This window comes from Pseudomonas sp. CC6-YY-74 (assembly GCF_002025205.1).
Lineage (GTDB): Bacteria > Pseudomonadota > Gammaproteobacteria > Pseudomonadales > Pseudomonadaceae > Aquipseudomonas > Aquipseudomonas paeninsulae.
Genome location: NZ_CP019947.1, coordinates 4,994,183 through 5,019,089 on the forward strand (window position 1 = coordinate 4,994,183; position 24,907 = coordinate 5,019,089).

Here is a 24,907-nt window from a genome sequence, read left to right on the forward strand (position 1 = left end):
TACAGGGCGGCATCGCTGGCGCGTGCCAGGATGATCGGAATCAGCCAGCCGACACTGGAGGTCGGCAATAACAAGACCAAGGGGTGCATATGCTCAATCCGCGGGATGTAAAAACCAGCGAGGATGCCAGGCGCATCGTCGAGGAGCGCGGTCTCAGTCACATCAAGGTCGGGGTGTTTGATAACGACGGCGTGATGCGCGGCAAGTACCTGAGCCGCAGCAAGTTCTTCTCCGCCCTGGACTCAGGTTTCGCCTTCTGCGACGTGGTGCTCGGCTGGGACGTCAAGGATCAGCTCTACGACAACGCCAGCTACACCGGCTGGCACACCGGCTACCCGGACGCGCCGGTGCGTGTATTGCCGCATACCTGCCGCGACATTCCCTTCGAGAACGGCATGCTGCTGTTTATCTGCGAGTTCGCCGAGGCCGCCGAGCAGGTCTGTCCCCGCGCCACCCTGCGCAGGGTGATTCAGCGCTGTCATGCGATGGGCTTCGATCCCTTCGCGGCGCTGGAATACGAATTTTTCATGTTCGATGAAACCCCGGAGTCGGCGCGGGAAAAGGGTTACCGCAACCTCAAGCCCTTCACCCCGGACTGGTTCGGCTACTCGATGATCCGCAGTTCGGTGCATGCCGAGCTGTATCACGAGATTCTCGAAATGGCCGAGCAGATGGACTTCCCCATCGAAGGCCTGCACACCGAGACCGGCCCTGGCGTGCTGGAAGCGGCCATCGCCTATGACCATGCCGAAGCCGCAGGCGACAAGGGTGCGCTGTTCAAGACCTTCATGAAGGTGCTGGCCCAGCGCAACGGCCTGATGGCCACCTTCATGGCCAAGTGGTCGGGCAAGTACCCGGGGCAGAGCGGGCATATCCACGTTTCCCTGCGTGACCGCACCAGCGGCAAGTCGGCCTTCCACGACCCGAGCCAGGCGCACAACATGAGCCTGATCCAGCGCCAGTTCCTCGCCGGCCAGCAGCGCCTGATGCCGGAGTTCCTGTGCATGGTGGCGCCAACCCTGAACAGCTACCGGCGGATGATTCCCGGTTTCTGGGCGCCGACCGATGCTACCTGGGGCGTGGAGAACCGCACTGCGGCGCTACGGGTGATTCCCGGTAGCGACAAGTCGCAACGCCAGGAATATCGCCTCGGCGCGGCAGATGGCAATCCCTACCTGACCCTCGCCGTGGCCCTCGGCTCCGGCCTGTACGGGGTGATGCAGCAGTGGCAGCCGACCGATCCGGTGGTTGGCAATGCCTACGCGCAGAAGCACCCGCCGGAGCTGGCCCTGCCGCGCACCCTGTGGGATGCGGCGCAGCGCCTGAAAGCCTCCACCGCGGCCCGCGAGTTGTTCGGCGATCCGTTCGTCGAGCATTTCGCCGCCAGCCGCGAATGGGAGGAACGTGAATACCGTCGGCATGTCAGCGATTGGGAGCTGGATCGCTACTTTGAAATCATCTGAATGATCGGCAATCCCTGTGCGCAGATCCTGTGTTTAGGCGCAACGCCCCGGCGCCGGCGCAACAGCCGAAACCCATAGCCCGGAGGCAATCCGGGCTATGGGCTGAATGGAACAGCTATCGGGCATTGCGTAGGAGCGGGCCATGCCCGCGATGCTTTTTGCGAGCGCACGCTATCGCGCTCATGGGGCTGGGCGTCCCCGACTAGGCGCCCCCAGCTAGGCGCCCCCGACTAAGCGTCCCCGCCGCTCCTGCGTCCGGCGAGGCTGCAGATGAACATGGGATCTACGTGTTAACCGAGACAGCATCCTACGGAGTGAGCAATGAGTAAGCTGCAATGCATATCCCCCATCGACGGCTCGGTGTATGTCGAGCGCGAGCTGGCCACGGGCAGTGAAATTCAAGCGGCCCTGGCCACGGCCGCGTTGGCGCAGAAGGGCTGGCAGCAGACCTCGCTGGTCGAGCGGGTGGCCATCGGCCGCCTGGCCATCGCCGCCTTCGCCGCCAAGGAAGAGCAGCTCGCCGAGGAACTGTGCTGGATGATGGGCCGGCCGATCCGCTACGCCGCCGGCGAGATTCGCGGCTTCGTCGAGCGTGCCAGCCATATGGTCGATATCGCCGAGAGCGCCCTGGCCGATATCCAGTTGCCCGACCAGCCCGGCTTCACCCGCTTCATCCGCCGCGAACCGCTTGGCGTGGCCCTGGTCATCGCGCCCTGGAACTACCCCTATCTAACGGCGGTGAACGCAGTGATGCCGGCGCTGCTGGCCGGCAATGCGGTGCTGCTCAAACATTCGGCGCAGACCCCGCTGTGCGCCGAGCGCATGGTCGAGGCCTTCAGCGAAGCCGGCTTGCCGGATGGAGTATTCCAGTACCTGCACCTGAGCCACGCCGATACCGAGCAGCTGATCCAGGCACCGGCGATCCAGCACGTGTCCTTCACCGGTTCGGTGCCGGGCGGCGCCATGGTCGAGCGCGCGGCGGCGGGGCGCTTTATCAGCGTCGGCCTGGAACTGGGCGGCAAGGACCCGGCCTACGTGCGCGCCGATGCCGACCTGGCGCATGCGGTGGCAACCACTATCGACGGCGCCTTCTTCAACTCCGGGCAATCCTGCTGCGGCATCGAGCGCATCTATGTGCATGAGTCGCTATACGACGCCTTCGTCGAACAGGCGGTGGCGCTGGTCAGGCACTACAAACTGGGCCGTTCCGACGACCCGGAAACCACCCTTGGCCCACTGGTGCGCAGCGAGGCGGCGGATTTCGTCCGTCGGCAGATCAACGAGGCCGTGGCCCAGGGCGCGGTCGCCCATATCGACCCGACCAGCTTTGCCCTCGATCGGCCCGGCTCCGCCTACCTGGCGCCGCAGGTGCTGACCGACGTCTTCCATGGCATGCGGGTGATGACCGAGGAATCCTTCGGCCCGGTGGTCGGCATCCAGAAGGTCAAGGACGACGAGGAGGCCGTGACGCTGATGAACGACAGCGAGTTCGGCCTCACCGCCGCCATCTTCAGCCGCGATGTCGAGGCCGCCCTGGCCCTGGCCGAGCGGGTCGAGGCCGGCAGCGTATTTCTCAACCGCTGCGACTACCTCGATCCGGCCCTAGCCTGGAGCGGGATGAAAAATTCCGGGCGCGGTTGCAGCCTGTCGAGCATCGGCTACGAGCACCTGACCCGGCCGAAATCCTTCCACTTCAAGACCCAGTTATGAGGCGTCCCATGGACCTGAATCAATACCGCATGAACTGGAACTACCCGACCTCGATCCGCATCGGCGCCGGGCGCATCACCGAATTGTCGCAAGCCTGCCGCGCCCTCGGCATGAGCGCGCCGCTGCTGGTCACCGACCCCGGCCTGGCCGCCCTGTCGATGATCGACCACGCCCTGCTGCAGTGCCGCGACGACGGTCTCAAGGCCGGACTGTTTGCGGCGATCAAGGGCAACCCCACCGGGCAGAACGTGACCGATGGTGTCGCCGCCTTCAAGGCCGGTGGCCATGACGGCGTGATCGCCTTCGGCGGCGGCTCGGCGCTGGACGCCGGCAAGGCCATCGCCCTGATGGTCGGTCAGAGTCGCCCGCTATGGGACTTCGAGGATATCGGTGATAACTGCAACCGCGTCAACGTCGACGGCATGGCTCCGCTGGTCGCGGTGCCGACCACCGCCGGCACCGGCTCGGAAGTCGGCCGCGCCTCGGTGATCACCGACGAGGCCGAACACATCAAACGCATCATTTTCCACCCCAAGATGCTCCCGGCCCTGGTCATCCTCGACCCGCAACTGAGCATCGGCCTGCCGCCGAAGATCACCGCCGCCACCGGCATTGACGCGCTGTCGCACAGCCTCGAGGCCTACTGCTCGCCGCTGTTCCACCCCATGGCCGAAGGCATCGCCCTGGAAGGTATGCGCCTGGTCCAGCAGTATCTGCCGCGCGCGGTGGCCAAGGGCAGCGATGTCGAGGCACGCCTGCAAATGCTGGTGGCCTCGACCATGGGCGCCACCGCCTTCCAGCGCGGTCTCGGCGCCATGCACGCCCTGGCCCATCCAATCGGCGCGCTGTACGACGCCCACCACGGCCTGCTCAATGCGGTGCTAATGCCCTACGTGCTGCAAGCCAACCGCGCCAGCATCGAGCCACAAATGGAACGCCTCGCGCGCTACCTCAACCTGCCCAGACCAGGCTTTATCGGCGTACTCGACTGGGTGCTGCACCTGCGCAACGAAGTCGGCATCCCCCACAGCCTGGCGCAGATCGGCATCGACGACAGCCGCATCGAGCAGATCGGGCAAATGGCCGAAGTCGACCCCTCGGCCGGGACCAACCCGATTGGTTTTAGCGCGAGTGAGTACAGTCGGCTGTTCGAGAAGGCGTTGCACGGGGGGTTGTAAGTCGGCGGGGTATTTGCCGGTGATGCCGCAGGGCCTGTCTTTGGGTGGGGCGTAAATACTCAGCCGTTTGCCTGGTTAGGCACAGCTGACCCATCGTCAAGGGCTACGGCATGAGCGTTAAGGAAGGTGTTGGACGAACTTTCGCTTGAAGTGCTGTTTTCAGCAGTCGAGGAACACGACTGGAGGGTGGGGCTGTATACACACCTCGAGCCGGTCCGGTTCGAGGTGTGTAAGGGGTCAGAGGCCCAGGTGTTTTTTGACAGCATCAATGCCGCTTTTACCGTCAAAAGTCGTCACGCCAGCAAGCCAGGTGTCGAGCCATTGTGGATTCTGTTTTATCCAGTCCGTAGCCACTACGTCGGCTTTTTCATGCTCCATAATCCGAGCCATCAACGCGGCTTCCATCTCTGGGGTGAACTTCATATTCGAGATTAATTTCGCCGCGTTCGGACAGCGCTGCGCATAATCAGACGTTGTAATGGTGTAGATGGTGGCCGCACCATAATCAGGACCAAAATAATCGTCTCCGCCGGTCAGATAGGTCATATCGAACTGCAGGTTCATCGGGTGCGGGGCCCAGCCGAGAAAAACAATCGGTGACTGTTTACTGATGGCGCGGGACACCGCTACACGCATGGCCGCCTCACTCGACTCCACGAGCTTGAAATCACCCAGGTTGAATTTATTCTCAGCAATGATTTGATTGAGTAACTTGTTGCCGCCGGAGCCCGCCTCAATACCATAAATCTTTCCGTCGAGTTCTTCTTTGAAGCGCGGAATATCGGCGAAATCTTTCAGGCCCTTTTCAAACAGGTAGGTGGGGACGGCCAGTGTGTACTTGGCCCCTCGCATGTTGGGCTCTTCTAATACAGTAATGGTTTTTTTGTCACGGAATGGTTTAACGGTATCGTCCGAGGCCGGCGACCAATAATCAAGAAAAACGTCCATCTGTTTCTTTTGGATAGATGCCAGGGCGATAGGTAGGGAGACGATGGTTGACTTCGGTTTATAATCAAGCCCCTTGGCTAAAACCATGGTGAGCCCATTGCTGGCGGCGTTATCCACCCAGCCGATATCGGCGATGTTGATGGTCTTGCATGAGTTGGGTTCTTGAGCTAGAAGGTCTCCGGCGCTGAAGCATAGGAGCGTACTCATCAGTGCGGGAACTATTTTTATAGTCATGTTATTCCTCTGTTACTTATGTGAGGCGAGAGGGTACTTTGTCTCGCTGGTTTTAAGTGCGCTGTAAGTGCTGAGTAGTGCTTTTAAAGCTTCTCTTGAGTAGGTTGGTGGGACGGCTCACGTGCGGTCGTCTTTTTTAGTGGTCCGATAGTGGGCTTGGATTTTTAAGCTGACCATCAATAACTTCCTTACCTTAGGGGTCGTTTTTTTTATGGCTGGACACGCTCAGGTATGGAGGCGGTAGCCGCAAAGGGTTTGATCCTTTATCTAGCGCTGGTGGGTCAAAGTCCGCCCTACAGGCTACGGCAGTAGCTCCATAGCCTGTAGGGCGAGGCGGTGTCGGACTCAGCGTTGGAATAAGGGGTAGGGGTTGATTGCCGTGCCTTTCCACCACTGCTTCTCGGAGCCGAGCAGGAAAATGGCGAAATGCAGGTGCGGCGCAAGCGGGTTGGCGTTGCCGGTGGCCCCGACGTAGCCGAGCAGGTCGCCGCGCTTGAGTTCCTGACCCTCCACCAGGCTAGCGGCGTAGCTGTCCAGGTGCGCGTAGTAATAGGCGAAGGTGCCGCTGGCATCGTATTGGTAGACGGTGAGGCCGCCGGGCACGCTGTCGAAGAGTTTCACCACTTTGCCGTCGTCGACGGCGACTACCGGGGTCTTCAGCGGCGCCATGATGTCGAGCGCTTCGTGGATGCGCTCGGTGCCGCGCTTGTCGTCGAAGGTGTCGCTCAGTTGCGCCGTGACTATGCCCGTCACGGGAACCAGCAGCGCGCCAGGGTGCACCTGCAGTGGCTCGGCTGGCATTGTCTGCACGCTGGCTTCCTCGATCGCTGGGGGCGGGGTGCTAGGTGCAATGTCGCTCGGCTCCTGGGTAATCGGGCTGCTGGCCGGGGGCTCTAGCGGCATCTCGATGAGCGTCGCCTTGGCGCTGGCTGTGTTGGTGGTTGTTACGCTCGCAACCTGAGCCATCGCCGGTGCGACCTGCTCGGTATCGCTGGGCGCGACGGATGTCGGCGCAGACTGCACGGGTTCGCCAGGGGCTGCTATGGACTGCGTGGCGATGTCGTTCTGCAGGGCATAGAACAGGCCCGCGGCGCCGACCAGGGCGCCTGCTGCGAAAATCAGAATGCTCTTCATAGGGCGTCTGCTTACTCTTGCAGAAGGGCGGGTAGCCCGGGCTTGACTGCGTGTCCCATCGCCGTGACGTTCCAGTTGGTGAGGCGGATGCAGCCGTGCGATTGAGTCTTGCCGATCTTCGACGGCTCCGGCGTGCCATGGATGCCGTAATGCGGCTTGGACAAGGCGACCCAGGCGACGCCGACGGGGTTGTTCGGGCCGGCCGGGATGGTCGCCTTGGCGTGGCCGGGGTTGGCGTCCCAGAACAGCTCGGGTTGTATTGGAACACTGGATTTCTGGCTACACCGAGGATCTTCCAGTCACCGAGTGGCAGCGGATCGCGGCTGCTACCGGAGGAGGCGGGGAATTGCGCGATGATGGCATTCGCGGCATCGAAGAGGGTGACGGTCGAGTCGGACTTGTCGACCACCACCCGTGCAGCCTTGGGCAGGGGCGCGGCGTCGGCGAGGTTGGGTACGACGATGGCCTCGCCGGCGCGACTCAGATCCTTGCCCGGGTTCAGTAGTGCCAGCAGCCTGGGGCTGGCATGAAATTTCTCGCCGAGCGCTTCTGTCAGGTCGCGGTAACCCAGCGTTGTCAGCGTGGCCTTGTCCATCATGTCGGCTGGAATCTGCTGGAAGGGCCCGGCGGCGTCGGTGTCGGTGATGGTATAGGTCACGAGCACTGGCTCGACGTCGGCGTTGAGTGCAACCCAGGTGGCTTCGTCCATGACGCCGCTGACTGGCAGGCCGTTGTTTTTCTGGAAGCCGCTGATGGCGATACGGGTGTTCGAGCCGAAACTGGCGTCGATCTCGCCCGGAAAGAAGCGCGCGCGATCGAGCAGGATCTGCGCGCGCAGCACTGCGACGTTGTGCTGCTTCGGGCCGACCTCGCCGCGCAGGTTGGCGTCGTTGGCGAACTCGGCGGTGAGCGGCGGCGCAGCGACGCTGACCTCGGTTGTGAGTGGTTCGGTGCTAGCGAATGCGAACGGTACCGCCGCTGCCTGAAGGGCCAGGGTGATGGCGCAGGTGAGCATGGTTGTTGTGTTCAAGATGCGATCCTCAAGCGAACAAACAGGGCGAACTTCAGCGTGTCTGAGCAAGCTCGGTACACGTTCAGCGTGTTGCGGGGAATCGACGTGCCATTAATGCACAGTAATGGCGGTTACAGGCGTGAGTGGTAGTGAAAACGCCCAATTGCTGCGGGCGCGCTCGATCTCTTCACTGCGGTGTCGTGCAAGACGGCTATTGCGTGTAGTGGTGCATCCCTCTGCTCAAGCACCAGACACCGCCTCACGCATGGCTGCATGAGGCGGTCGAGTGAGGTGTTCGCGATAGTCTTTTGATCAGGTCCGCGGGGATGAGTTCCCCGTGGGCCGTCAGCGCAGCGTGACGCGAGCGGCTCAACCTACTCGGTCTGCGCGGCTTGCATCGCTTCATACGCCGGTGCGGCATAGATGCCGATTTCCACGGCCAATTCCAGCACCCGCGCCAAGTCGCTTCTATACACCAGCACGGCTTGCAGCTCGTCATCCAGCGGTTCGCTGAAATCGACCAGTACATAGCCTTGGGTTTCCGCTGACAGGCTGGAGAGTTGCACCTGGATACGGTTCAGCGCTTTCAGCGGCTCGACCTTGACCAGCTGCTTGGGCTTGAGCACGAAGCTGACTTGCTGGCCGAAGGAATCGACGATCTGCTGGAACAACTGGTCGTAGCTATCGGCCTGGAACAGCACGGTATCTGGCAGGCTGCCGACCGCCACCCACTCGCCGAGCGGGATCGGGAAGCTGTCGTCGTAGTTGATGTCCGGGTTGGCCGCGAGGAAGGCCTGTGGGTCGGCGTAGGCCAAGGCCGCCTCGTCGGCAATGCGCGCGACGTCTTCGGCCAGCATGCAGCCCGAGCTTATCTTGCTGATCAACTCTTCGAGCTGGGCTTTCATGTGGACATTCCTGAGGAAAAGAAGGGTGCCAAGGATAGCTCAAGCGCTGTCATGTCGCTCGGGCTCTGGCCTTCAGGGTGGGAGGCGCGGGGCAGGTTGGCAGCGTTGCCGCACGCCATGGGTGTTAGCCAGCGTGCGCTGCCGGCTTGTGGCTGAGTCACCGAGGGTCTTTCAAGCCCCAGGTACCTTGAGTGCCGAGGAATCGGTATTCGCCGGCACAGGGTCCATCAACACCGAGCCAACCGGGAAGGGTGGCTGCATCTGGACACTCGACTGCTCCGTGGATACCGGGAAGGCGACCTTGATGCTGGCCACGCAAGGACGAGTCCCAGGTGGTCGATCTGCGTCAGGCAATGGCTACTCGGATGATCAACGTGCATGGAGAAAGCGAAGCTGCCCCGGTCGTCAGTTAGGGCGTGGGGAGTAGGGCTGATTAGCGGAGGTATGCCTTCAGCGGCCAGTGAACGGCCGGGAGAACCTGGTCTCGGGTCAAAGGCAACCCGAGACCAGGACAAGGCTTATATACCGAGGTGTTTTTTCACCGCGTCCAGGCCATTCTTGCCGTCAATGGTGGTTACGTCGGCCAGCCAGGTGTCGAGCCATTGAGGGTTGTTTTTGATCCAGTCTCTAGCCACGTCGTTGGGATCTTCTTTCTGCATAATCCGATCCATCAACGCAGCTTCCATCTCAACCGTGTACTTCATGTTTGAGACAAGTTTCGCCGCATTCGGGCAGCGTTGATCATAGTCCGTCGCGGTAATGGTATAGACCTCGGCTGCGCCTAAGTTCGGACCAAAATAATCATCGCCGCCCGCAAGGTAGGTCATATCAAACTGCAGGTTCATCGGGTGCGGGGCCCAGGCGAGAAAAACGATAGGCTCCTTCTTCTTGATCGCGCGGGCTACCGCTACCCGCATGGCTGCCTCGCTTGACTCAATATGCGTGAACTCGCCCAGGTCGAATTTGTTTTCGCCGATGATTTTATTGATTTGCTTATTACCGCCGGATCCCGCTTCAATGCCATAGATCCTGCCGTCGAGTTCTTCCTCGAATCGGGCAATGTCGGCGAAATTTTTCAGGCCCTGTTCATATAGATAAGTCGGCACGGCAAGGGTGTACTTGGCGCCGCGCATGTTGGGTTCTTCTGAAATCTTTACAGATTTTTTATCGCGGAATGGTTTAACTGTTTCGTCAGTGGACGGGGACCAATAGTCAAGATAAACGTCCATCTGCTTCTTTTGGATAGACGCCAAGGTGATAGGTAAGGAAACCATGGTTTTCTTCGGCTTATAGCCAAGCGCCTCAGATAACACCACCAGTACACTATTGTTGGCCGCGTTATCGACCCAGCCTATATCGGCTATGCGCATGGTTTTACATGAGCTTTGTTCTTGGGCTAGAAGGTCTCCGGCGCTGAAGCATAGGAGCGTACTCATCAGTGCGGGAATTATTTTTATAGTCATGTTATTCCTCTGTGCTTATGTGAGGCGAAAGAGTGTTTTTTCGCTTGGTTTAAGTGCGCTGCAAGTGCTGAGTGGTTCTATTTGAAGTATTTTTTGGCTTGGCTGAAGGTACGGTTAAAACGTTTCGAATTTTTTATATCATCCGATAGTGGGCGTGAATGTTTAAGCTGGCTATTAATAAATGTATTGCCTTTGAGGCTGTTTTTTTTATGGCTGCATGCTCAGTGGCGAACATAGGGTCGTGGCCCTGGCAGACTCAGTCGAGATTAAACCAGGCAGATTTGCTCTGGGTGTAGCCGAGCAGGCACTCGAAGGACTTGTCCCGTGTATTGCCTGATTGCTTATAGCCGCCAAAGGGCTGGGTCATGTCGCCATCCCCAAAGCAGTTAACCCAGATCACCCCGGCTTCAATCGAGCGGACCATGCGATGGGCCGTCTTCAGGTCCTGTGTCCAGACGCTGGCCGCCAGCCCGTAGATGGAGTCGTTGGCAATGGCGATGGCTTGCGCTTCGTTGTCAAAACTCATCACCGAGGCTACCGGGCCGAATATTTCTTCCCGGGCGATGCTCATGTTTCGATCTACGCCGGTAAACAGCGTGGGCGTTACATACGCACCCTGTTCCATGCCCGCTGGGGCGCATCCGCCCAAGGCAAGATGGGCACCCTCCGCGCTGCCTTGCTTGATCTTCTGTAGCACGCCTTGCTGGTGGGCGCGGGTGACCACTGGCCCCAGGGTCGTTGCTGGATCCAGCGGGTCGCCCGGCTGATAGGCCTGGCTGCTGCGTTCGACAAACCTTTCCACGAAGGCGTCATGAATATCGCGATGCACCAGCAGCCGGGAGCCGGCGTTACACACCTGACCCGCATTGTCGAAGATGCCGCCGTAGGCACGCTCCACTGCCGCATCGAGGTTCTCGAGGTCGGCCATGAATATTTGCGGGCTCTTGCCACCGGTTTCCAGCGCTACGCGTTTGAGATTGGACTGGCCGGCATAGATCATGATTTGTTTGCCGACCGCAGTTGAGCCGGTAAAGCTGACTTTGGCTACATCCATATGCAGGGCCAGTGCTTTGCCTGTAACCGGGCCGTCACCGTTGACCACGTTGAACACCCCTGGTGGGCCACCGGCTTCGATGAACAACTGGGCCAGTCGCAGACAGCTCAGGGGGGCTTGTTGTGCCGGCTTCAGCACGACGCAGTTACCCGCCGCCAGTGCCGGGGCCACCTTCCATGAAGCCATCAGCAGTGGATAGTTCCAGGGCGAAATGGCGCCGATAATGCCCAGGGGTTCGCGCTGGATCATATGCAGCGCTTCGGGGGCAGTATTGGTGACGACGCCGTCGATTTTGTCGATGCACTCGGCGTAATAACGATACGTGTTGACGACTTCGGGCAGGTCGATGGTCAGGGCATCGGTAATCGGCTTGCCCATGTCCAGGGTTTCCAGCAAGGCCAGCTCGGCGGCGTTTCTCTCTATCAGGTCGGCCAGGCGCATGAGAATGCTCATGCGCGTGCGCGGCGCCATGTGCCGCCAATGTCCGCTGTGCCAGGCTTGTTTGGCGGCAGCCACGGCGCGATTTATATCGTCTTCGTCGCCGTAAGCAACCGAGGCCAGTACTTCGCCGGTGGCTGGGTTAATGCTGTCGAAACAATTGCCTTTAAGTGCCTCGACAAAGTGACCGTCGATAAACAGTCCGGTTTCGATCTGCAGATTCTTCGCCAGACTGCACCAGTCATGCTGACGCAGGGTCTCGGGTGTTGCTGCCACTAGCGCTTCGGTCGACATGGTTCAGTCCTTGGTTGCGTGTAGAAGAAGGCCGCGACCTGCAAGTGCATGCGATCGCTGCAGGCCAAGGGTCGCGCGGCCAGTGACGCGTGACCCTTGGCTGGATGACCTAAGCGCTGCGGCCCGGCGGCACGACTTCGGCACCTTGCTCTTCCGGTTCGTAGTCCACCAACTCTGCGGGGAACCCTGGCGCAAGTACCTGCAGGTCGCAGGCTTCTTCCAGCCGCTTGACGATGTTGGAGGACCACTCGCGTGCGCCAAAGCGCTGCTGACCGTCTTTGAAGATGTCCAGGATCAGAGGGGAAATCTCCAGTGGTACGCCCAGCTGGTTGGCCAGCGAGTCGAACAGGCCGACGTCTTTGATCACCAGGTCCATGGTGAAATTGACATCGCGACTGCCGTTGAGGATCAGCTGAGATTCGGTCTCATGGACAAAGGAGTTGCCGGAAGAAATACGGATCGCTTCATAGGTGGTGCCCAGGTCCAGCCCGGCTTTTTTGCAGACCACCAAGGCTTCCGCCAAGGCGCACAGGTGCGTGGTGGCCAGGTAGTTGGTCATCACCTTGAGTACCGATGCAGAACCGATATCGCCGGTGTGCAGCACGCGCCGACCGAGGGTCGACAGCACCGGAAGTACGCGCTCGAAGGCGGCGCGTGAACCACCGGCAAAAATTGAAATATTGCCGGTGGCGGCGCGGTGGCAGCCGCCGGAAACCGGGCAGTCCATGGCCAGGGCGCCGGTCGCTTCCACCAGGGCGCCGAGGCGACGTACCTCGGCGTCATCGGTGGTGCTCATCTCCAGCCAGATTTTGCCGGTTGTCAGGCCATGAACCAGGCCGTCTTCGGCTTCCATCACCTTGGCGCAGGCGGCCGGAGACGGCAGGCAGGTGATAATCAGATCAACTTTTTCTGCGAGCTCTTTGGGCGAGTCGGCCCAGTGAGCTCCTTTATCCAGGAAGGACTGCGCCAACTCAGGGTCCAAGTCGCGCACCGTGAGGTCATAACCATTACGCAGCAAACTTCCCGCGAGTTTGCCACCGACATTACCGAGGCCAATAAATCCTACTTTCATATAACCCTCTTATTTATTTCTGCTGTGAAGTTGTGGGCAAAGGTTGCTCGAGACTTAGCTGCCTGGCGAAGACCACGTTGCTCGGCAAGGGCCTCTTCTGCTCGTCAATCAGCGTGAGGATGTCGACGGCTCGGAAGCCAAACTATTACCTGTGACAGGAGGGGACAATTGAGATGTTTTTTACGGACTGGTAAAAAAAATCTACCATTCGCAATCTGGCGCCGGATATATTTTGGGCACGGTCGAGGGCGCGAGTAGTCGCGTTGGTTTGCAGGTTTGAGGTGGGGTGATGGCGAGCGGTATCGATTTACGAAAACTGCCCCCTCTGAAGTCGCTGAAGGGGTTCGAGGCGACAGCGCGGCTGGGCAGTGTAAGGGGCGCGGCCGAAGAGCTGAACCTGACTCACCCTGCGATTACGCACCAGATGCAGGTTCTGGAGGCTGACCTCGGGGTGAAACTGTTTGCTCGTAAAGGGCGCAGTCTGATTCTGACCCCTGAAGGCGAACGCTATTACCCGTACGTGCTGGCCGCGCTTGAGCAGCTGCTTGAAGGCGGCGCGGCGATCCGGCACATGGCGTCAGCGCCTGCACTGCGCGTGCAGACCTACATCAGCTTTGCGATCTGTTGGCTGGCCCATCGATTGACGCACTTTCGAACACTGCACCCGGAAATCGAGTTGCGGCTGGCTACCTCTGGCGCCGGCTGGGATTTCGACGAAGACAGTGCGGACATTGGGGTGATCTATCGCAGCGAACCGATCCCTGCGCACCTGCATTGGGTGAAACTGTTCGATTCCAGATTCTTCCCGGTTTGCAGCCCAACGTTGTTAGCCGATAAAGCAACGCAGTTGCGCCCCAAAGACCTCGCGCACTATCCGTTGATTGCGGTCAACTCCGAGGATAGGTACTGGAACTGGAGTCAATGGTTTGAGTCTGCCGGGCTGAAGATGGCCAGCAGGGCGGTGCCGATTGTGGTCGATACCCTGGCCATGTCGCTGGAGATGGCCATCAATGGCGAAGGGGTTGCGCTGGTCAATGGGCCGCTTGCCGATAACGATCTGCGTTCAGGGCGGTTAGTTAAACCGGTCGAGCATTTTGCCGAGGGCCAGGGGCAGTGGGGGATTATTTGTAGAAAGGAAATCCAGCATGACCTTCGGGTCGTGAGCCTGACTAACTGGTTGCTAGAAGTCAGCAAAACATAGGCGGCCACCTGAGTTTCGCTCCGTTTGCCTAGCCGCTGCTGAGGTCCCCAAAAACGCGCCTTCGAGCTGGGCTTTCAGCGGTGCGCTCCTGTGGGGCTGTTGCATAGTGGGCGCCAGGATAAGGGGAATGCGGTGTATCGGCGTAGCGAAAAGTAGCGAAAAGTAGCCCGGATTGCATCCGCGCTATGGCTCTCGGGCATTCGTAGGAGCGGCGGGGACGCCCAGTTCCATGGCCGCGATAGAGCGCACCCGCAAAAAGCATCGCGGGCATGGCCCGCTCCTACGCTCGGCGAGGCGTGCACATGAATATAGGATCTACGGCCCGGCAGTTCAGCGCAACTGCGCTTCGGCCAGGGTGCGGCTGCGCGCAATGCGGCTAACGTCCCAGTGGCTGCTCGCCCAGGCCAGTAGCTCGGGCGGGCGAGCGTGTTCCAGCTCGGCAGGCAGCTCTTGGCCCAGGGCGCGTAACGCGCGAACCAGCAGTGGCGCGGCCTGGTCGGTTGGCAGCGGTGGCGAGCGGTAGGACTTGCCCAGTTTGTGGCCGTCCGGCTGGATGATCAGCGGTACGTGCAGGTAGCGTGGTTGCACCAGGCCGAGCAGTTCCTGCAGGTACAGCTGGCGCGGGGTGGAATCGAGCAGGTCGGCGCCGCGCACCACGTCGGTGACGCCCTGCCAGGCATCGTCGAGCACCACCGCCAGTTGGTAGGCGTACAGCCCGTCGCGGCGGCGAATGACGAAGTCGCCGACCTCGCGGCCCAGGTGCTGGCGGTATTCGCCCTGCACCCGGTCGATAAAGTCGTAGCTCAGCTCCGGCACGCGCAGGCGGATCGCGGCGTGCTGTGGTGCGTGCCCGGCATCGCGGCAGGTGCCGGGGTAGATGCCGTGGTAGCCCTCCAGTTGCTTGCGCGAGCAGGTGCAGGCATAGGCCAGGCCCTGCTGCAGCAAGCGCTCGACCAGTGCCTGGTACTCGGCATCCCGCTGGCTTTGCCGCACCACTTCGCCGTCCCAGTGCAGGCCATAGCTTTCCAGGGTGCCGCGGATCGCCTCTTGCGCGCCGGGTACTTCACGCGGCGGGTCGAGGTCTTCCATGCGCAGCAGCCAGCGACCGCCGACCGCGCGCGCGTCGAGGTAGGACGCCAGCGCCGCGACCAATGAGCCGAAGTGCAGGTAACCACTGGGGGTAGGGGCGAAGCGACCGATATAAGCGGGAACGTTCATACGGGCGAATATAGAGGCATATGCGGGGGAAAGGAGAACTATTGCAGCTGAGGCGGACGCCGGCCGGCCGTTGCCACTGGGGCAGATCGGGGTAGCGCAGGAGCAGAAACAACACGGGGCGCCGAAGCGCCCCGTGGGTCAGATCAGGAACCGACCTGTTTTTCTTTGATTTCCGCCAGGGTCTTGCAATCGATACACAAGGTGGCGGTGGGGCGGGCTTCCAGTCGGCGGATGCCGATCTCGACGCCGCATGAGTCGCACCAGCCGTAATCGTTGTCGTCGATCAGTTGCAGCGTTTCGTCGATCTTCTTGATCAGCTTGCGCTCACGATCACGAGCACGCAGTTCCAGGCTGAATTCTTCTTCCTGGCTGGCGCGGTCGGCTGGATCGGGGAAGTTGGCCGCCTCGTCCTGCATGTGGTGCACGGTACGGTCGACTTCCTGCATCAACTCCAGCTTCCACTTGTTGAGGATGCCGGTGAAGTGGACGCGCATAGGATCACCCATGTACTCCTCGCCCTTTACTTCTTTATAGGGTTCGAAGCCACGAATCAGTTGGCTGCTTTTTGCTTTTTCTTTTGCTTTGGTGGGCATGGATGACCGCCTCTCACTCTCTCTAATCCACTGCGCAGGATGTTATCCATTGCCGGAAATGCTCGGCCCTGCGGCTGCAAGCGGGCGAACTTACCAGAACAACACCCGCAGCGCTACTCCCGGTTGTCTTGGTTGCTGCCGTTTCACTCAAGGCTTAGGTAGAATCCGCGCCTCAACCTCTATCAAGGCAGGTCCATGGCCCCGTCCTACAGTGCGCGCAGCCGCGCCATCGAACCCTTTCATGTCATGGCCTTGCTGGCTCGCGCCAACCAGTTGCAAGCCGCCGGTGTCGATGTCATCCATCTGGAGATCGGTGAGCCGGACTTCACCACGGCCGCGCCGATCGTCGCTGCCGGCCAGGCCGCCCTGGCAGCCGGGCATACCCGCTATACCGCTGCGCGAGGCATACCGGCCCTGCGTGAAGCGATTGCCGGCTTCTACGCGCAACGTTATCGACTGAGCATAGACCCTGAGCGGATTTTGATTACCCCGGGTGGCTCCGGTGCATTGTTATTGGCCACCAGTCTGTTGGTCGATCCGGGTAAGCATTGGCTGCTGGCCGATCCGGGCTATCCGTGCAACCGGCATTTCCTACGCCTGGTCGAAGGCGCCGCGCAGCTTGTTCCGGTGGGTCCGGAGGTGCGTTATCAACTGACCGCGGATCTGGTCGCACGCTATTGGGACAAGGACAGCGTCGGCGCGCTGGTGGCCTCGCCAGCCAACCCGACCGGTACGCTGCTGTCCCGCGAGGAGTTGGCCGGGCTGTCCCGGGCGCTGAAAGAACGCGGTGGCCATCTGGTGGTCGACGAGATCTATCACGGCCTGACCTATGGCGTGGACGCCAGCAGCGTGCTGGAAGTGGACGACGAGGCCTTCGTGCTCAACAGCTTCTCCAAATACTTCGGCATGACCGGCTGGCGTCTCGGTTGGCTGGTGGCACCGCCGGCGGCGGTGGCCGATCTGGAGAAGCTGGCGCAGAACCTCTATATCAGCGCACCGAGCATGGCCCAGCATGCCGCGCTGGCCTGTTTTGAGGCGTCGACCCTGGAGATTCTCGAGCAGCGCCGGCATGAATTCGCCCGCCGCCGCGATTTTTTGCTGCCGGCGTTGCGCGAGCTGGGCTTCAAGATTGCCGTTGAGCCCGAAGGCGCCTTCTATCTATATGCCGACATCAGCGCCTTCGGCGGCGATGCTTTCGCCTTCTGCCAGCACTTCCTGGAGACCGAGCATGTGGCCTTCACCCCGGGGCTGGATTTCGGTCGTCACCTGGCCAGCCAGCATGTGCGCTTCTCCTACACCCAGGATCTGCCGCGCCTGCAGCAGGCCGTCGAGCGGATTGCCCGTGGCCTGAAAAGCTGGCGGCCCGATGCGCTTTGAGCCGCCGCTGGAGCAGGGCCGACTGCTGCGTCGTTACAAACGCTTTCTGGCCGATATCGAAACTGCGGATGGCGAGCTGCTGTGCATTCATTGTCCCAACACCGGCTCGATGCTCAACTGCATGAGTGACGGCGCGCGGGTCTGGTTCAGCCGCACCAATGATCCAAAGCGCAAGCTGCCGGGCACCTGGGAAATCGGCGAAACGCCGCATGGTCGCCTGGCGGTGATCAATACCGCACGCGCCAATGGCCTGGTCGAAGAGGCGCTGCGTGGCGGGCTGATCACTGAACTGGCCGGCTTCAGCGCCTTGAAGCGCGAAGTGCCCTATGGCCAGGAGCGCAGTCGCATCGATTTCCGCCTGGATTACCCGCACGGCGCCGCTTTCGTCGAAGTCAAAAGCGTGACCCTGGGCTATGCCGATAGCCGGGTGGCGGCTTTTCCCGATGCGCGCACCGAGCGCGGCGCCAAGCACCTGCGTGAATTGGCGACGCTGGCGCGAGCGGGGATTCGGGCCGTGCAGCTGTATTGCGTCAACTTGACGGAGATCGATGCGGTGCGCCCGGCCGAGGAGATCGACCCGGCCTACGCCGCGGCCCTGCGTGAAGCGGTCAGTGCCGGCGTCGAGGTGCTGGCCTATGGCGCCCAGATCACCCCGCAGGAAATCCGCCTGGTACGTCGGCTCGAAGTGCAGTTGTAAAGCCAGAGGGGGGCGCGCTGGGTTATCGGCCGTTGGGTGTCTCCCCGCTTGCATCCGGGTTGCCAGCATGGTTCGCAGGTGTTCGACAAGGTGTTGTAGCGGATGGGGCTTTGTGGACGGGGCTTCAGCAGCGACGCTTTTTCTATCGCGGCTGAAGCCCCTCCCACAAGACTGCGCGCGTCAGCCGTGGGCCAGGTGTTGCGTAGGGGCCTGGCCCATGCTCCGTATACGTCCAGACAGGCTTGCACATCAGCACTCGGTTTACGCCTCGATCCAGATCCCTTGGTGGTTTTCCTCGCAGCTCAGCGCGTGCAGCGATTGCCCGGCGCAGGGGCCGGCAACGCACTCGCCCGAGTCGATGAGAAACAGTGCGCCGTGGGTGGCGCACTGGATCAGGCTGGCGCTGTGGTCGAGAAACTGGTCTGGCAGCCATTCCAGGGGGATACCCTTGTGCGGGCAGCGGTTACGGTAGGCGAATACCTGGCCGTCCTTGCGCACGGCAAACAGCTTTTCGCCGTCAATCACGAAGCCCCGGCTCTGACCTTCGGCCAGCTCATTCGGGGCGCATAAACGCATCATCGGCATCTCCAGAGTAGGCGGGCATTATCCCGGACTGCGCTGGCTTGCCAAGCGCAGTCCGCCCGCAGGCGCAGAAAAACTGGCGGCTGAAATGTCCAGTCGGGTTGGATTGACTGGCGGCCTGCGCCACAGCCTCTTATCCTGCCAGCCACTCTTTGACCGCAGAAGCCCAGCCCACGCCATGAATCCTGTCATTCAGCCGCGCTCACTGTATATCGCGCTGGGCCTGTTGCTGGCGCTCGCGCTCTGGTTATCCCTGGCGCTGGGGCCGGTCAGCCTGCCGCTGGCCGATACCCTGCAGGCGGCGCTGCGCCTGCTCGGCATGTCTGTGGGTGGTGTCGAGCTGGAGCAGGCCGAATTGATCCTCGGGCAGATCCGCATGCCGCGCACCCTGCTGGGCCTGACCGTCGGGGCGGTGCTGGCGCTGTGCGGGGTGGCGATGCAGGGCCTGTTCCGCAATCCGTTGGCCGATCCCGGCCTGGTCGGCGTCTCCAGCGGCGCGGCATTGGGCGCGGCGGTCGCAATTGTCGGCGGCGCGGCGCTGGGCGGCCTGCCGGAGGTCTTCGCGCCTTACCTGTTGTCGTTTTGCGCCTTTGTCGGCGGCCTCGGGGTGACTGCCCTGGTCTATCGCCTGGGTCGCCGCGACGGTGAGACCAGCGTGGCGACCATGCTCCTGGCCGGCATCGCCCTGACCGCGTTGGCGGGCGCGGCCATTGGCCTGTTCACCTACCTGGCGGATGACGCCACGCTGCGCACCCTGACCTTCTGGAACCTGGGCAGCCTCAACGGCGCCAGCTATGCGCGGCTGTGGCCGTTGCTGTTAGTCACCCTGGCGGTGGCGCTGTGGTTGCCGCGGCGGGCCAGGGCGCTGAATGCCTTGTTGCTCGGCGAGTCGGAAGCGCGCCACCTCGGATTTGCCGTGGAGCGGGTCAAGCGCGAGCTGGTGTTCTGCACCGCCCTCGGTGTCGGCGCCGCAGTGGCGGCGGCGGGAATGATCGGTTTTATCGGCCTGGTGGTGCCGCATCTGATGCGTTTGCTGGTCGGCCCGGATCACCGCGTGCTGCTGCCGGCCTCGGCACTGGCGGGCGCCAGCCTGCTGCTGTTCGCCGATCTGGCCGCGCGGCTGCTGCTGGCGCCGGCGGAACTGCCGATCGGCATTGTCACCGCGTTGATTGGCGCGCCGTTCTTTCTCTATCTATTGCTGCGAGGGCGTGCCTGATGCTGCGAGCGGAAAATCTGGCGGTGCAGCGCGGTTCCCGTAGCGTATTGACGGATATCGACCTGGAGCTGCGCCCCGGCGAAGTGCTCGGTGTGCTCGGCCCCAATGGCGCCGGCAAGAGCACCTTGCTCGGTGCGCTCTGCGGCGAGTTGAGCCCGTCGCACGGCCGGGTATGGCTTGATCAACGCCACCTCGGTGACTGGCCGGGCGCCGAGCGCGCCCGGCGGCTGGCGGTGTTGCCCCAAACCTCGACGCTGAATTTTTCCTTCCGCGTCGAGGAGGTCGTGGCCATGGGCCGGCTGCCCCATGCCAGCGGTCACCTGCGTGATGCGCAGATCATCGGCGAAGCGCTGCAGGCGGCAGATGCCGTCCACCTGGCCGGGCGCAGCTACCTGGCCTTGTCCGGCGGCGAGCGCCAGCGCGTGCACCTGGCGCGGGTCTTGGCGCAACTCTGGCCGGGTGGCGAGGGGCAGATCCTGTTGCTCGACGAACCGACCTCGATGCTCGATCCCTTGCACCAGCACACCACCCTGCAAGCCACCCAGGCCTTTGCCGAACGGGGCGCGGCGGTGCTGGTGATCCTGCATGACCTGAACCTGGCCGCGCGTTACTGCGACCGTTTGCTGTTGCTCGATCGCGGTCGCCCGCATGCGCTGGGCAGCCCGGAGCAGGTCCTGCGCGCCGAACCACTGCAGGCGGTATTCGGCCTGGAAGTGTTGGTGCAGCGCCATCCTGAACGCGGTCATCCGCTGATAGTCGCGCGTTAAAAGGAGTGTCCATGCGTATTGCCGGCCTATTGTTATTTTTTCTGGCGGGCTGCCAGGCGTCCTTGCCGGCGCTACCGGCCTGGCAAAGCCCGGAAGGACGCGAGCATGCCGAATTGGGACAGATCGTCGAACTGCGCAGCGGCCAGCGCCTGACCCCGCAACAACTGCTCGCGCGCCTGGCGCCGGCGCCGCACGTGCTGGTCGGCGAGCGGCACGACAATCCCGATCACCATGCCTTGCAGCTCTGGTTGTTGCAGGCGTTGGCGGCGCGGCGCGCGCAAGGCAGCCTGCTGCTGGAAATGCTCACGGCGGATCAGCAGGGCAAGGTCGACACCGTGCGCGCACGGTTGGCCGCCGGGCAGCAGGTCGCCGACCTTCCGGCGGCATTGGCCTGGCAGCGGGGCTGGGATTGGTTGCTGTACAGGCCGATCGTGCAGCACGCCCTGGCTCAGCCTTACCCCATGCTGGCGGCCAATCTGCAGCGCTCGGATGTGTTGCAGATTTATCGTCAGCGGCCGGCATTGAGTGGCTCGGCCTCGACCGCACAAAGCGTGCAGGAGGCGCTGCTAAGGCAGATCCGCGTCTCCCATTGCGACCAGTTACCGGAAAGCCAGATGCCGGCCATGCTCGCCGTGCAGCAGCAGCGTGACCGCCGCATGGCCGAGGCACTGTTGGCAGCACCGCCGCCAAGTCTGCTGCTGGCTGGCGCCTATCATGTGCGCCGTGATCTGGGCGTGCCCTTGCACCTGAGCGACCTGGGCGATAAGGCGGCCAGTCTGGTCCTGATCTTGGCTGAAGTGGGCACGCCGGTCAGCGCCGCAGAAGCCGACTTCGTCTGGTACACCCCGGCGTTGCCGGAGCGGGACTACTGCGCCGATTTCGCCGGCTAAGGCTGCGCACCCTGTTAGCGTCGCTGGCAAAACCTGCCCCTACCAAGGTCGCGCAGTGCGCCGGGTGAATAATCGGCCACACTTAGCCTCAGGAGGTACGGGCTATGGCCAATCGCACACTGCGGGCCCAGCGGCTGGTGGCATTGTTCATGCTGGGTTGTCTGCTGTTCAGCTATCCGTTGCTCGCGCTGTTCGATAGCGGCGGCGAGGTGTTCGGTATTCCGCGGCTGTTTGCCTACCTGTTCGTGGCCTGGGCCCTACTGATTGTCGCGATGATCCTGGTCGTCGAGTGCTCGAGCCGATGAGGAGACGCTGCCCATGCCGCTCGGTGGCCTGATCCTGCTGACCTCCTGCGCCTACCTGGGCATCCTCTTCGCTATCGCCTACTGGGGTGACAAACGCGCCGATGCTGGCCGCTCGATCATCGCCAATCCGTATATCTATGCGCTGTCGATGGCGGTGTACGCCACCTCCTGGACCTTCTACGGCAGCGTTGGTCGGGCGGCGGTCAGTGGCGTCGGTTTTCTGCCGATCTACCTCGGTCCAACCCTGATGGCGGCGCTGTTCTGGCTGGTGCTGCGAAAGATGATCCGCATCAGCAAGGCCAATCGCATCACCTCGATCGCCGACTTCATCGCCGCGCGCTATGGCAAGAGCGCGCTGCTCGGCGGCCTGGTCACGCTGATCGCGGTGGTCGGGGTGATTCCCTATATCGCCCTGCAGCTCAAGGCGGTGTCCAGCAGCTTTCTGATTCTCTGGCAGTACCCGACGATTCAGATGCCGAGCCAGGGCCAGGCGCTCGGCCCCCTGCAGGACACCGCGCTCTATGTGGCGCTGCTGCTGGCGATCTTCACCATCCTGTTCGGCACCCGTCACCTCGATGCGACCGAGCGCCACGAAGGCATGGTGGCGGCTATCGCGTTCGAGTCGCTGGTCAAGCTGCTGGCTTTTCTGGCGGTCGGCCTGTACGTCACTTTCGGCCTCTACCATGGCTTCGCCGACGTGTTCGAACAGGCCGCGCGCTTGCCCGATGTCGACCAGTTGCTGACCCTCGGCGGTCCTGCCGGGACTTATGGCTCCTGGGGTTCGTTGATCTTTCTGTCGATGCTGTCGATCCTGTTTCTGCCGCGCCAGTTCCAGATCAGCGTGGTCGAGAACGTCAACGAGAACCACGTGGCCAAGGCCATCTGGCTATTTCCGCTGTACATGCTGGCGATCAATATCTTCGTCCTACCGATCACCTTCGCCGGCTTGATGCATTTCCCCGCCGGCACGGTGGATGCCGATACCTTCGTCCTCACTCTGCCCATGGCCCTGCGCCAGGAGTCGTTGGCGCTGCTGGTGTTCGTCGGTGGGCTGTCGGCCGCCACCGGCATGGTCATCGTCGAGACCATCGCGCTGTCGACGATGATCTGCAACGACCTGGCGATGCCGCTGCTGCTGCGCTGGAAGGTCCTCGGCCTGGCGCAGCGCACGGATCTCTCGGGCTTGCTGCTGGGCATCCGCCGTGGCGCCATCCTGTTGTTGATGCTGCTCGGTTATGTGTATTACCGCGCGGCGGGCGAGGCTTACGCGCTGGTCTCGATCGGCCTGGTGTCGTTCGCCGCGGTGGCGCAGTTCGCCCCGGCGATGCTCGGTGGCATGTACTGGAAGCAGGGCACCCGCGCCGGCGCCCTGAGTGGGCTGTCGTTGGGCTTTCTGTTGTGGCTGTACACCCTGCTGTTGCCGGCGTTTGCCAAGTCCGGTTGGTTGCCGCTGAGTTTCATCGAGCAGGGGCCGTTCGCTATTGCCTGGCTCAAGCCGCTGGCGCTGTTCGGCCTGGAGGGGCTGGACGAGATCGGTCATTCGTTGTTCTGGAGTATGTTGGCCAATCTCGGCGCCTATGTCGGCGTGTCGCTGTTCGGTCAGCAGAGCAGCCGCGAGCATGCTCAGGCGCTGCTGTTCGTCGATGCCTTCAAGGTCGCCGGGCGCGGTTCCAGCCTGTGGCGCGGCAGCGCCTCGGTGACGGAGGTGATTGCCTTGGTCGGGCGCTTCCTCGGTCCGCCGCGGGCCCGCGAGGCCTTCGCCGGCTACGCGGCGCAGCGCGGCCTGGCGTCGAGTGCCGAGCTGGTGCCGGATGCCGATCTGGTGCACTTCGCCGAGCAACAACTGGCGGGCGCGATTGGCACCGCTTCGGCGCGGGTGATGCTGGCCTCGGTGGTGCAGGAGGAGCCGCTGGGCATGGACGAGGTGCTCGGCATCCTCGACGAAGCCTCGCAGGTGATCGCCTACAGCCGCCGCCTGGAGCAGCAGTCGCACGCGCTTGAAGTCGCCACCGGCGAACTGCGCGCGGCCAATGCGCGGCTGCAGGAACTCGACCGCTTGAAGGACGACTTCATCTCCACCGTGACCCACGAACTGCGTACGCCGCTGACCTCGATCCGCGCCTTCTCCGAGATTCTCAACGACAACCCCGAGCTGGACCCGGCGCAGCGCGCGCGTTTCGTCGGCATCATCGTCAAGGAGAGCGAGCGCCTGACGCGGATGATCAACCAGGTGCTGGACCTGGCCAAGCTCGAGTCGGGGCGTGCCGAATGGCACACCAGCGCGCTCGATCTGCAAGAAGTGATCGAGGATGCCCAGGCCAGCACCAGCCAGCTGTTGCAGGAGCAGGGCGTGGAGCTGCGCCTCGAGCTGCCGGCGCAGATTCCGCCGGTGCTGGGCGACCGCGATCGCCTGCTGCAGGTGCTGCTCAATCTGATCGCCAATGCGGTGAAGTTCTGCGACCGCGAGGCGGGGCGCATCGGCATCACTGTGCAGGTGCTACCCGAGGCGTTGCAGGTGGACGTGCGCGACAACGGCTGCGGTATCGATCCGGCCGATCAGCAGACCATCTTCGAGAAGTTTCGCCAGGCCGGTGACAACCTCACCGAGAAGCCGCAGGGCACCGGTCTGGGGCTGCCGATCAGTCGGCAGATCATCGAGCACTTCGGCGGCCGGCTGTGGGTGCAGAGTGCGCGCGGACAGGGGGCGACCTTTTCCTTTACCCTGCCCTTGGGGCAGGCGAATGCGACCGCGTCAGACGCAGGCCGCGAGACGGAGTATGGCGTATGAGCAAAACCGTATTAATCGCCGACGACGAGCCGAACATCGTCATCTCACTGGAGTTCCTCCTCGAACAGGCCGGCTATCAGGTGCTGGTGGCGCACGACGGTCAGGAGGCCCTGGAGGCCATTGAGCGGCAGCCACCAGACCTGGTGCTGCTCGATGTGATGCTGCCGCGCCTGAGCGGTTTCGATGTGTGCCAGAAGATCCGCGAGAATCCGGATTGGCAGCACATGCGCGTTGTCATGTTGACGGCCAAGGGCCGCGAGGTCGAGATCAGTAAGGGCCTGGCGCTGGGGGCCAATGCCTACATCACCAAGCCGTTCTCGACCCAGGAGTTGCTGGCGCAGATCGGCGCGCAGCTGGCGGTCGAGTAA

21 protein-coding genes and 1 pseudogene are annotated in these 24,907 nt (G+C 62.3%); 12 read left to right on the top strand and 10 right to left on the bottom strand.

The window, feature by feature from the left end; all coding sequences use genetic code 11:
• Window positions 1-89 precede the first annotated feature (89 nt).
• From B2D37_RS22710 to B2D37_RS22720, 3 genes are all read left to right on the top strand, one after another.
• Window positions 90-1,463: a glutamine synthetase family protein gene (locus B2D37_RS22710; protein WP_079204811.1), complete on the top strand. Its 1,374-nt coding sequence runs from the start codon at window positions 90-92 to the stop codon at window positions 1,461-1,463.
• A 321-nt stretch (window positions 1,464-1,784) separates the two neighbouring features.
• Window positions 1,785-3,173: an aldehyde dehydrogenase family protein gene (locus B2D37_RS22715; protein ID WP_079204812.1), complete on the top strand. Its 1,389-nt coding sequence runs from the start codon at window positions 1,785-1,787 to the stop codon at window positions 3,171-3,173.
• 8 nt (window positions 3,174-3,181) lie between these two features.
• A complete protein-coding gene (locus B2D37_RS22720; RefSeq protein ID WP_079204813.1) occupies window positions 3,182-4,351 on the top strand; it encodes an iron-containing alcohol dehydrogenase in 1,170 nt (389 codons plus the stop codon).
• 237 nt (window positions 4,352-4,588) lie between these two features.
• On the opposite strand, the gene choX (B2D37_RS22725) is transcribed toward B2D37_RS22720, so the two are convergent.
• From choX (B2D37_RS22725) to B2D37_RS22755, 7 genes and pseudogenes are all read right to left on the bottom strand, one after another.
• Window positions 4,589-5,533 (bottom strand): choline ABC transporter substrate-binding protein, encoded by a 945-nt coding sequence (gene choX, locus B2D37_RS22725; protein WP_079204814.1) that lies wholly within the window; start codon window positions 5,531-5,533, stop codon window positions 4,589-4,591.
• Between the two features lie 345 nt (window positions 5,534-5,878).
• The gene (locus tag B2D37_RS23470) at window positions 5,879-6,334 is read right to left on the bottom strand and encodes a M23 family metallopeptidase (protein WP_256573220.1); all 456 of its coding nucleotides are present in this window, start codon (window positions 6,332-6,334) and stop codon (window positions 5,879-5,881) included.
• 344 nt (window positions 6,335-6,678) lie between these two features.
• A pseudogene (locus tag B2D37_RS22735) lies at window positions 6,679-7,682 on the bottom strand (L,D-transpeptidase family protein).
• Window positions 7,683-8,053: 371 nt separating this feature from the next.
• Window positions 8,054-8,584 (bottom strand): hypothetical protein, encoded by a 531-nt coding sequence (locus B2D37_RS22740; protein ID WP_079204816.1) that lies wholly within the window; start codon window positions 8,582-8,584, stop codon window positions 8,054-8,056.
• 518 nt (window positions 8,585-9,102) lie between these two features.
• Window positions 9,103-10,047, bottom strand: coding sequence for a choline ABC transporter substrate-binding protein (gene choX, locus B2D37_RS22745; RefSeq protein WP_079204817.1), 945 nt, complete (start codon window positions 10,045-10,047; stop codon window positions 9,103-9,105).
• Window positions 10,048-10,303: 256 nt separating this feature from the next.
• Entirely contained in the window at window positions 10,304-11,833 is a 1,530-nt protein-coding gene (locus tag B2D37_RS22750; protein WP_079204818.1) for an aldehyde dehydrogenase, read from the bottom strand.
• A 109-nt stretch (window positions 11,834-11,942) separates the two neighbouring features.
• Entirely contained in the window at window positions 11,943-12,905 is a 963-nt protein-coding gene (locus B2D37_RS22755; protein WP_079204819.1) for an NAD(P)-dependent oxidoreductase, read from the bottom strand.
• Between the two features lie 289 nt (window positions 12,906-13,194).
• Here B2D37_RS22755 and B2D37_RS22760 point away from each other — a divergent pair, with 289 nt between their 5' ends.
• The gene (locus tag B2D37_RS22760; RefSeq protein WP_079204820.1) at window positions 13,195-14,106 is read left to right on the top strand and encodes a LysR substrate-binding domain-containing protein; all 912 of its coding nucleotides are present in this window, start codon (window positions 13,195-13,197) and stop codon (window positions 14,104-14,106) included.
• A gap of 330 nt (window positions 14,107-14,436) precedes the next feature.
• Here B2D37_RS22760 and gluQRS read toward each other — a convergent pair whose 3' ends face one another.
• Window positions 14,437-15,324 carry a tRNA glutamyl-Q(34) synthetase GluQRS gene (gene gluQRS / locus B2D37_RS22765; protein ID WP_079204821.1) on the bottom strand — a complete coding sequence of 296 codons (888 nt, stop codon included), beginning with the start codon at window positions 15,322-15,324 and terminating at the stop codon, window positions 14,437-14,439.
• 143 nt (window positions 15,325-15,467) lie between these two features.
• Window positions 15,468-15,917 (bottom strand): RNA polymerase-binding protein DksA, encoded by a 450-nt coding sequence (dksA, locus tag B2D37_RS22770; RefSeq protein WP_079204822.1) that lies wholly within the window; start codon window positions 15,915-15,917, stop codon window positions 15,468-15,470.
• A gap of 195 nt (window positions 15,918-16,112) precedes the next feature.
• Here dksA and B2D37_RS22775 point away from each other — a divergent pair, with 195 nt between their 5' ends.
• A complete protein-coding gene (locus tag B2D37_RS22775) occupies window positions 16,113-17,294 on the top strand; it encodes a pyridoxal phosphate-dependent aminotransferase (RefSeq protein WP_079204823.1) in 1,182 nt (393 codons plus the stop codon).
• Window positions 17,284-17,991, top strand: a complete 708-nt coding sequence (gene sfsA, locus B2D37_RS22780; RefSeq protein WP_079204824.1) for a DNA/RNA nuclease SfsA — start codon at window positions 17,284-17,286, stop codon at window positions 17,989-17,991. Before B2D37_RS22775 ends, sfsA begins: the two co-directional genes overlap by 11 nt.
• Window positions 17,992-18,252: 261 nt before the next feature.
• Here sfsA and B2D37_RS22785 read toward each other — a convergent pair whose 3' ends face one another.
• Window positions 18,253-18,570 (bottom strand): Rieske (2Fe-2S) protein, encoded by a 318-nt coding sequence (locus B2D37_RS22785; protein ID WP_079204825.1) that lies wholly within the window; start codon window positions 18,568-18,570, stop codon window positions 18,253-18,255.
• A gap of 181 nt (window positions 18,571-18,751) precedes the next feature.
• Here B2D37_RS22785 and B2D37_RS22790 point away from each other — a divergent pair, with 181 nt between their 5' ends.
• The 6 genes from B2D37_RS22790 to B2D37_RS22815 all read left to right on the top strand — a co-directional run bounded on the left by B2D37_RS22790 (window position 18,752) and on the right by B2D37_RS22815 (window position 24,907).
• Entirely contained in the window at window positions 18,752-19,789 is a 1,038-nt protein-coding gene (locus B2D37_RS22790) for an iron ABC transporter permease (protein ID WP_079204826.1), read from the top strand.
• A complete protein-coding gene (locus B2D37_RS22795) occupies window positions 19,789-20,556 on the top strand; it encodes a heme ABC transporter ATP-binding protein (RefSeq protein WP_079204827.1) in 768 nt (255 codons plus the stop codon). The genes B2D37_RS22790 and B2D37_RS22795 overlap by 1 nt, the downstream gene beginning before the upstream one ends.
• A gap of 11 nt (window positions 20,557-20,567) precedes the next feature.
• Window positions 20,568-21,446 (top strand): ChaN family lipoprotein, encoded by an 879-nt coding sequence (locus B2D37_RS22800; protein ID WP_079204828.1) that lies wholly within the window; start codon window positions 20,568-20,570, stop codon window positions 21,444-21,446.
• Between the two features lie 104 nt (window positions 21,447-21,550).
• On the top strand, window positions 21,551-21,751 hold the full coding sequence (locus tag B2D37_RS22805) for a hypothetical protein (protein WP_079204829.1): 201 nt from the start codon (window positions 21,551-21,553) through the stop codon (window positions 21,749-21,751).
• A gap of 13 nt (window positions 21,752-21,764) precedes the next feature.
• A complete protein-coding gene (locus tag B2D37_RS22810) occupies window positions 21,765-24,539 on the top strand; it encodes a sensor histidine kinase (RefSeq protein ID WP_079204830.1) in 2,775 nt (924 codons plus the stop codon).
• Complete coding sequence (locus tag B2D37_RS22815; RefSeq protein WP_079204831.1) at window positions 24,536-24,907, top strand: response regulator transcription factor; 372 nt, start codon at window positions 24,536-24,538, stop codon at window positions 24,905-24,907. The genes B2D37_RS22810 and B2D37_RS22815 overlap by 4 nt, the downstream gene beginning before the upstream one ends.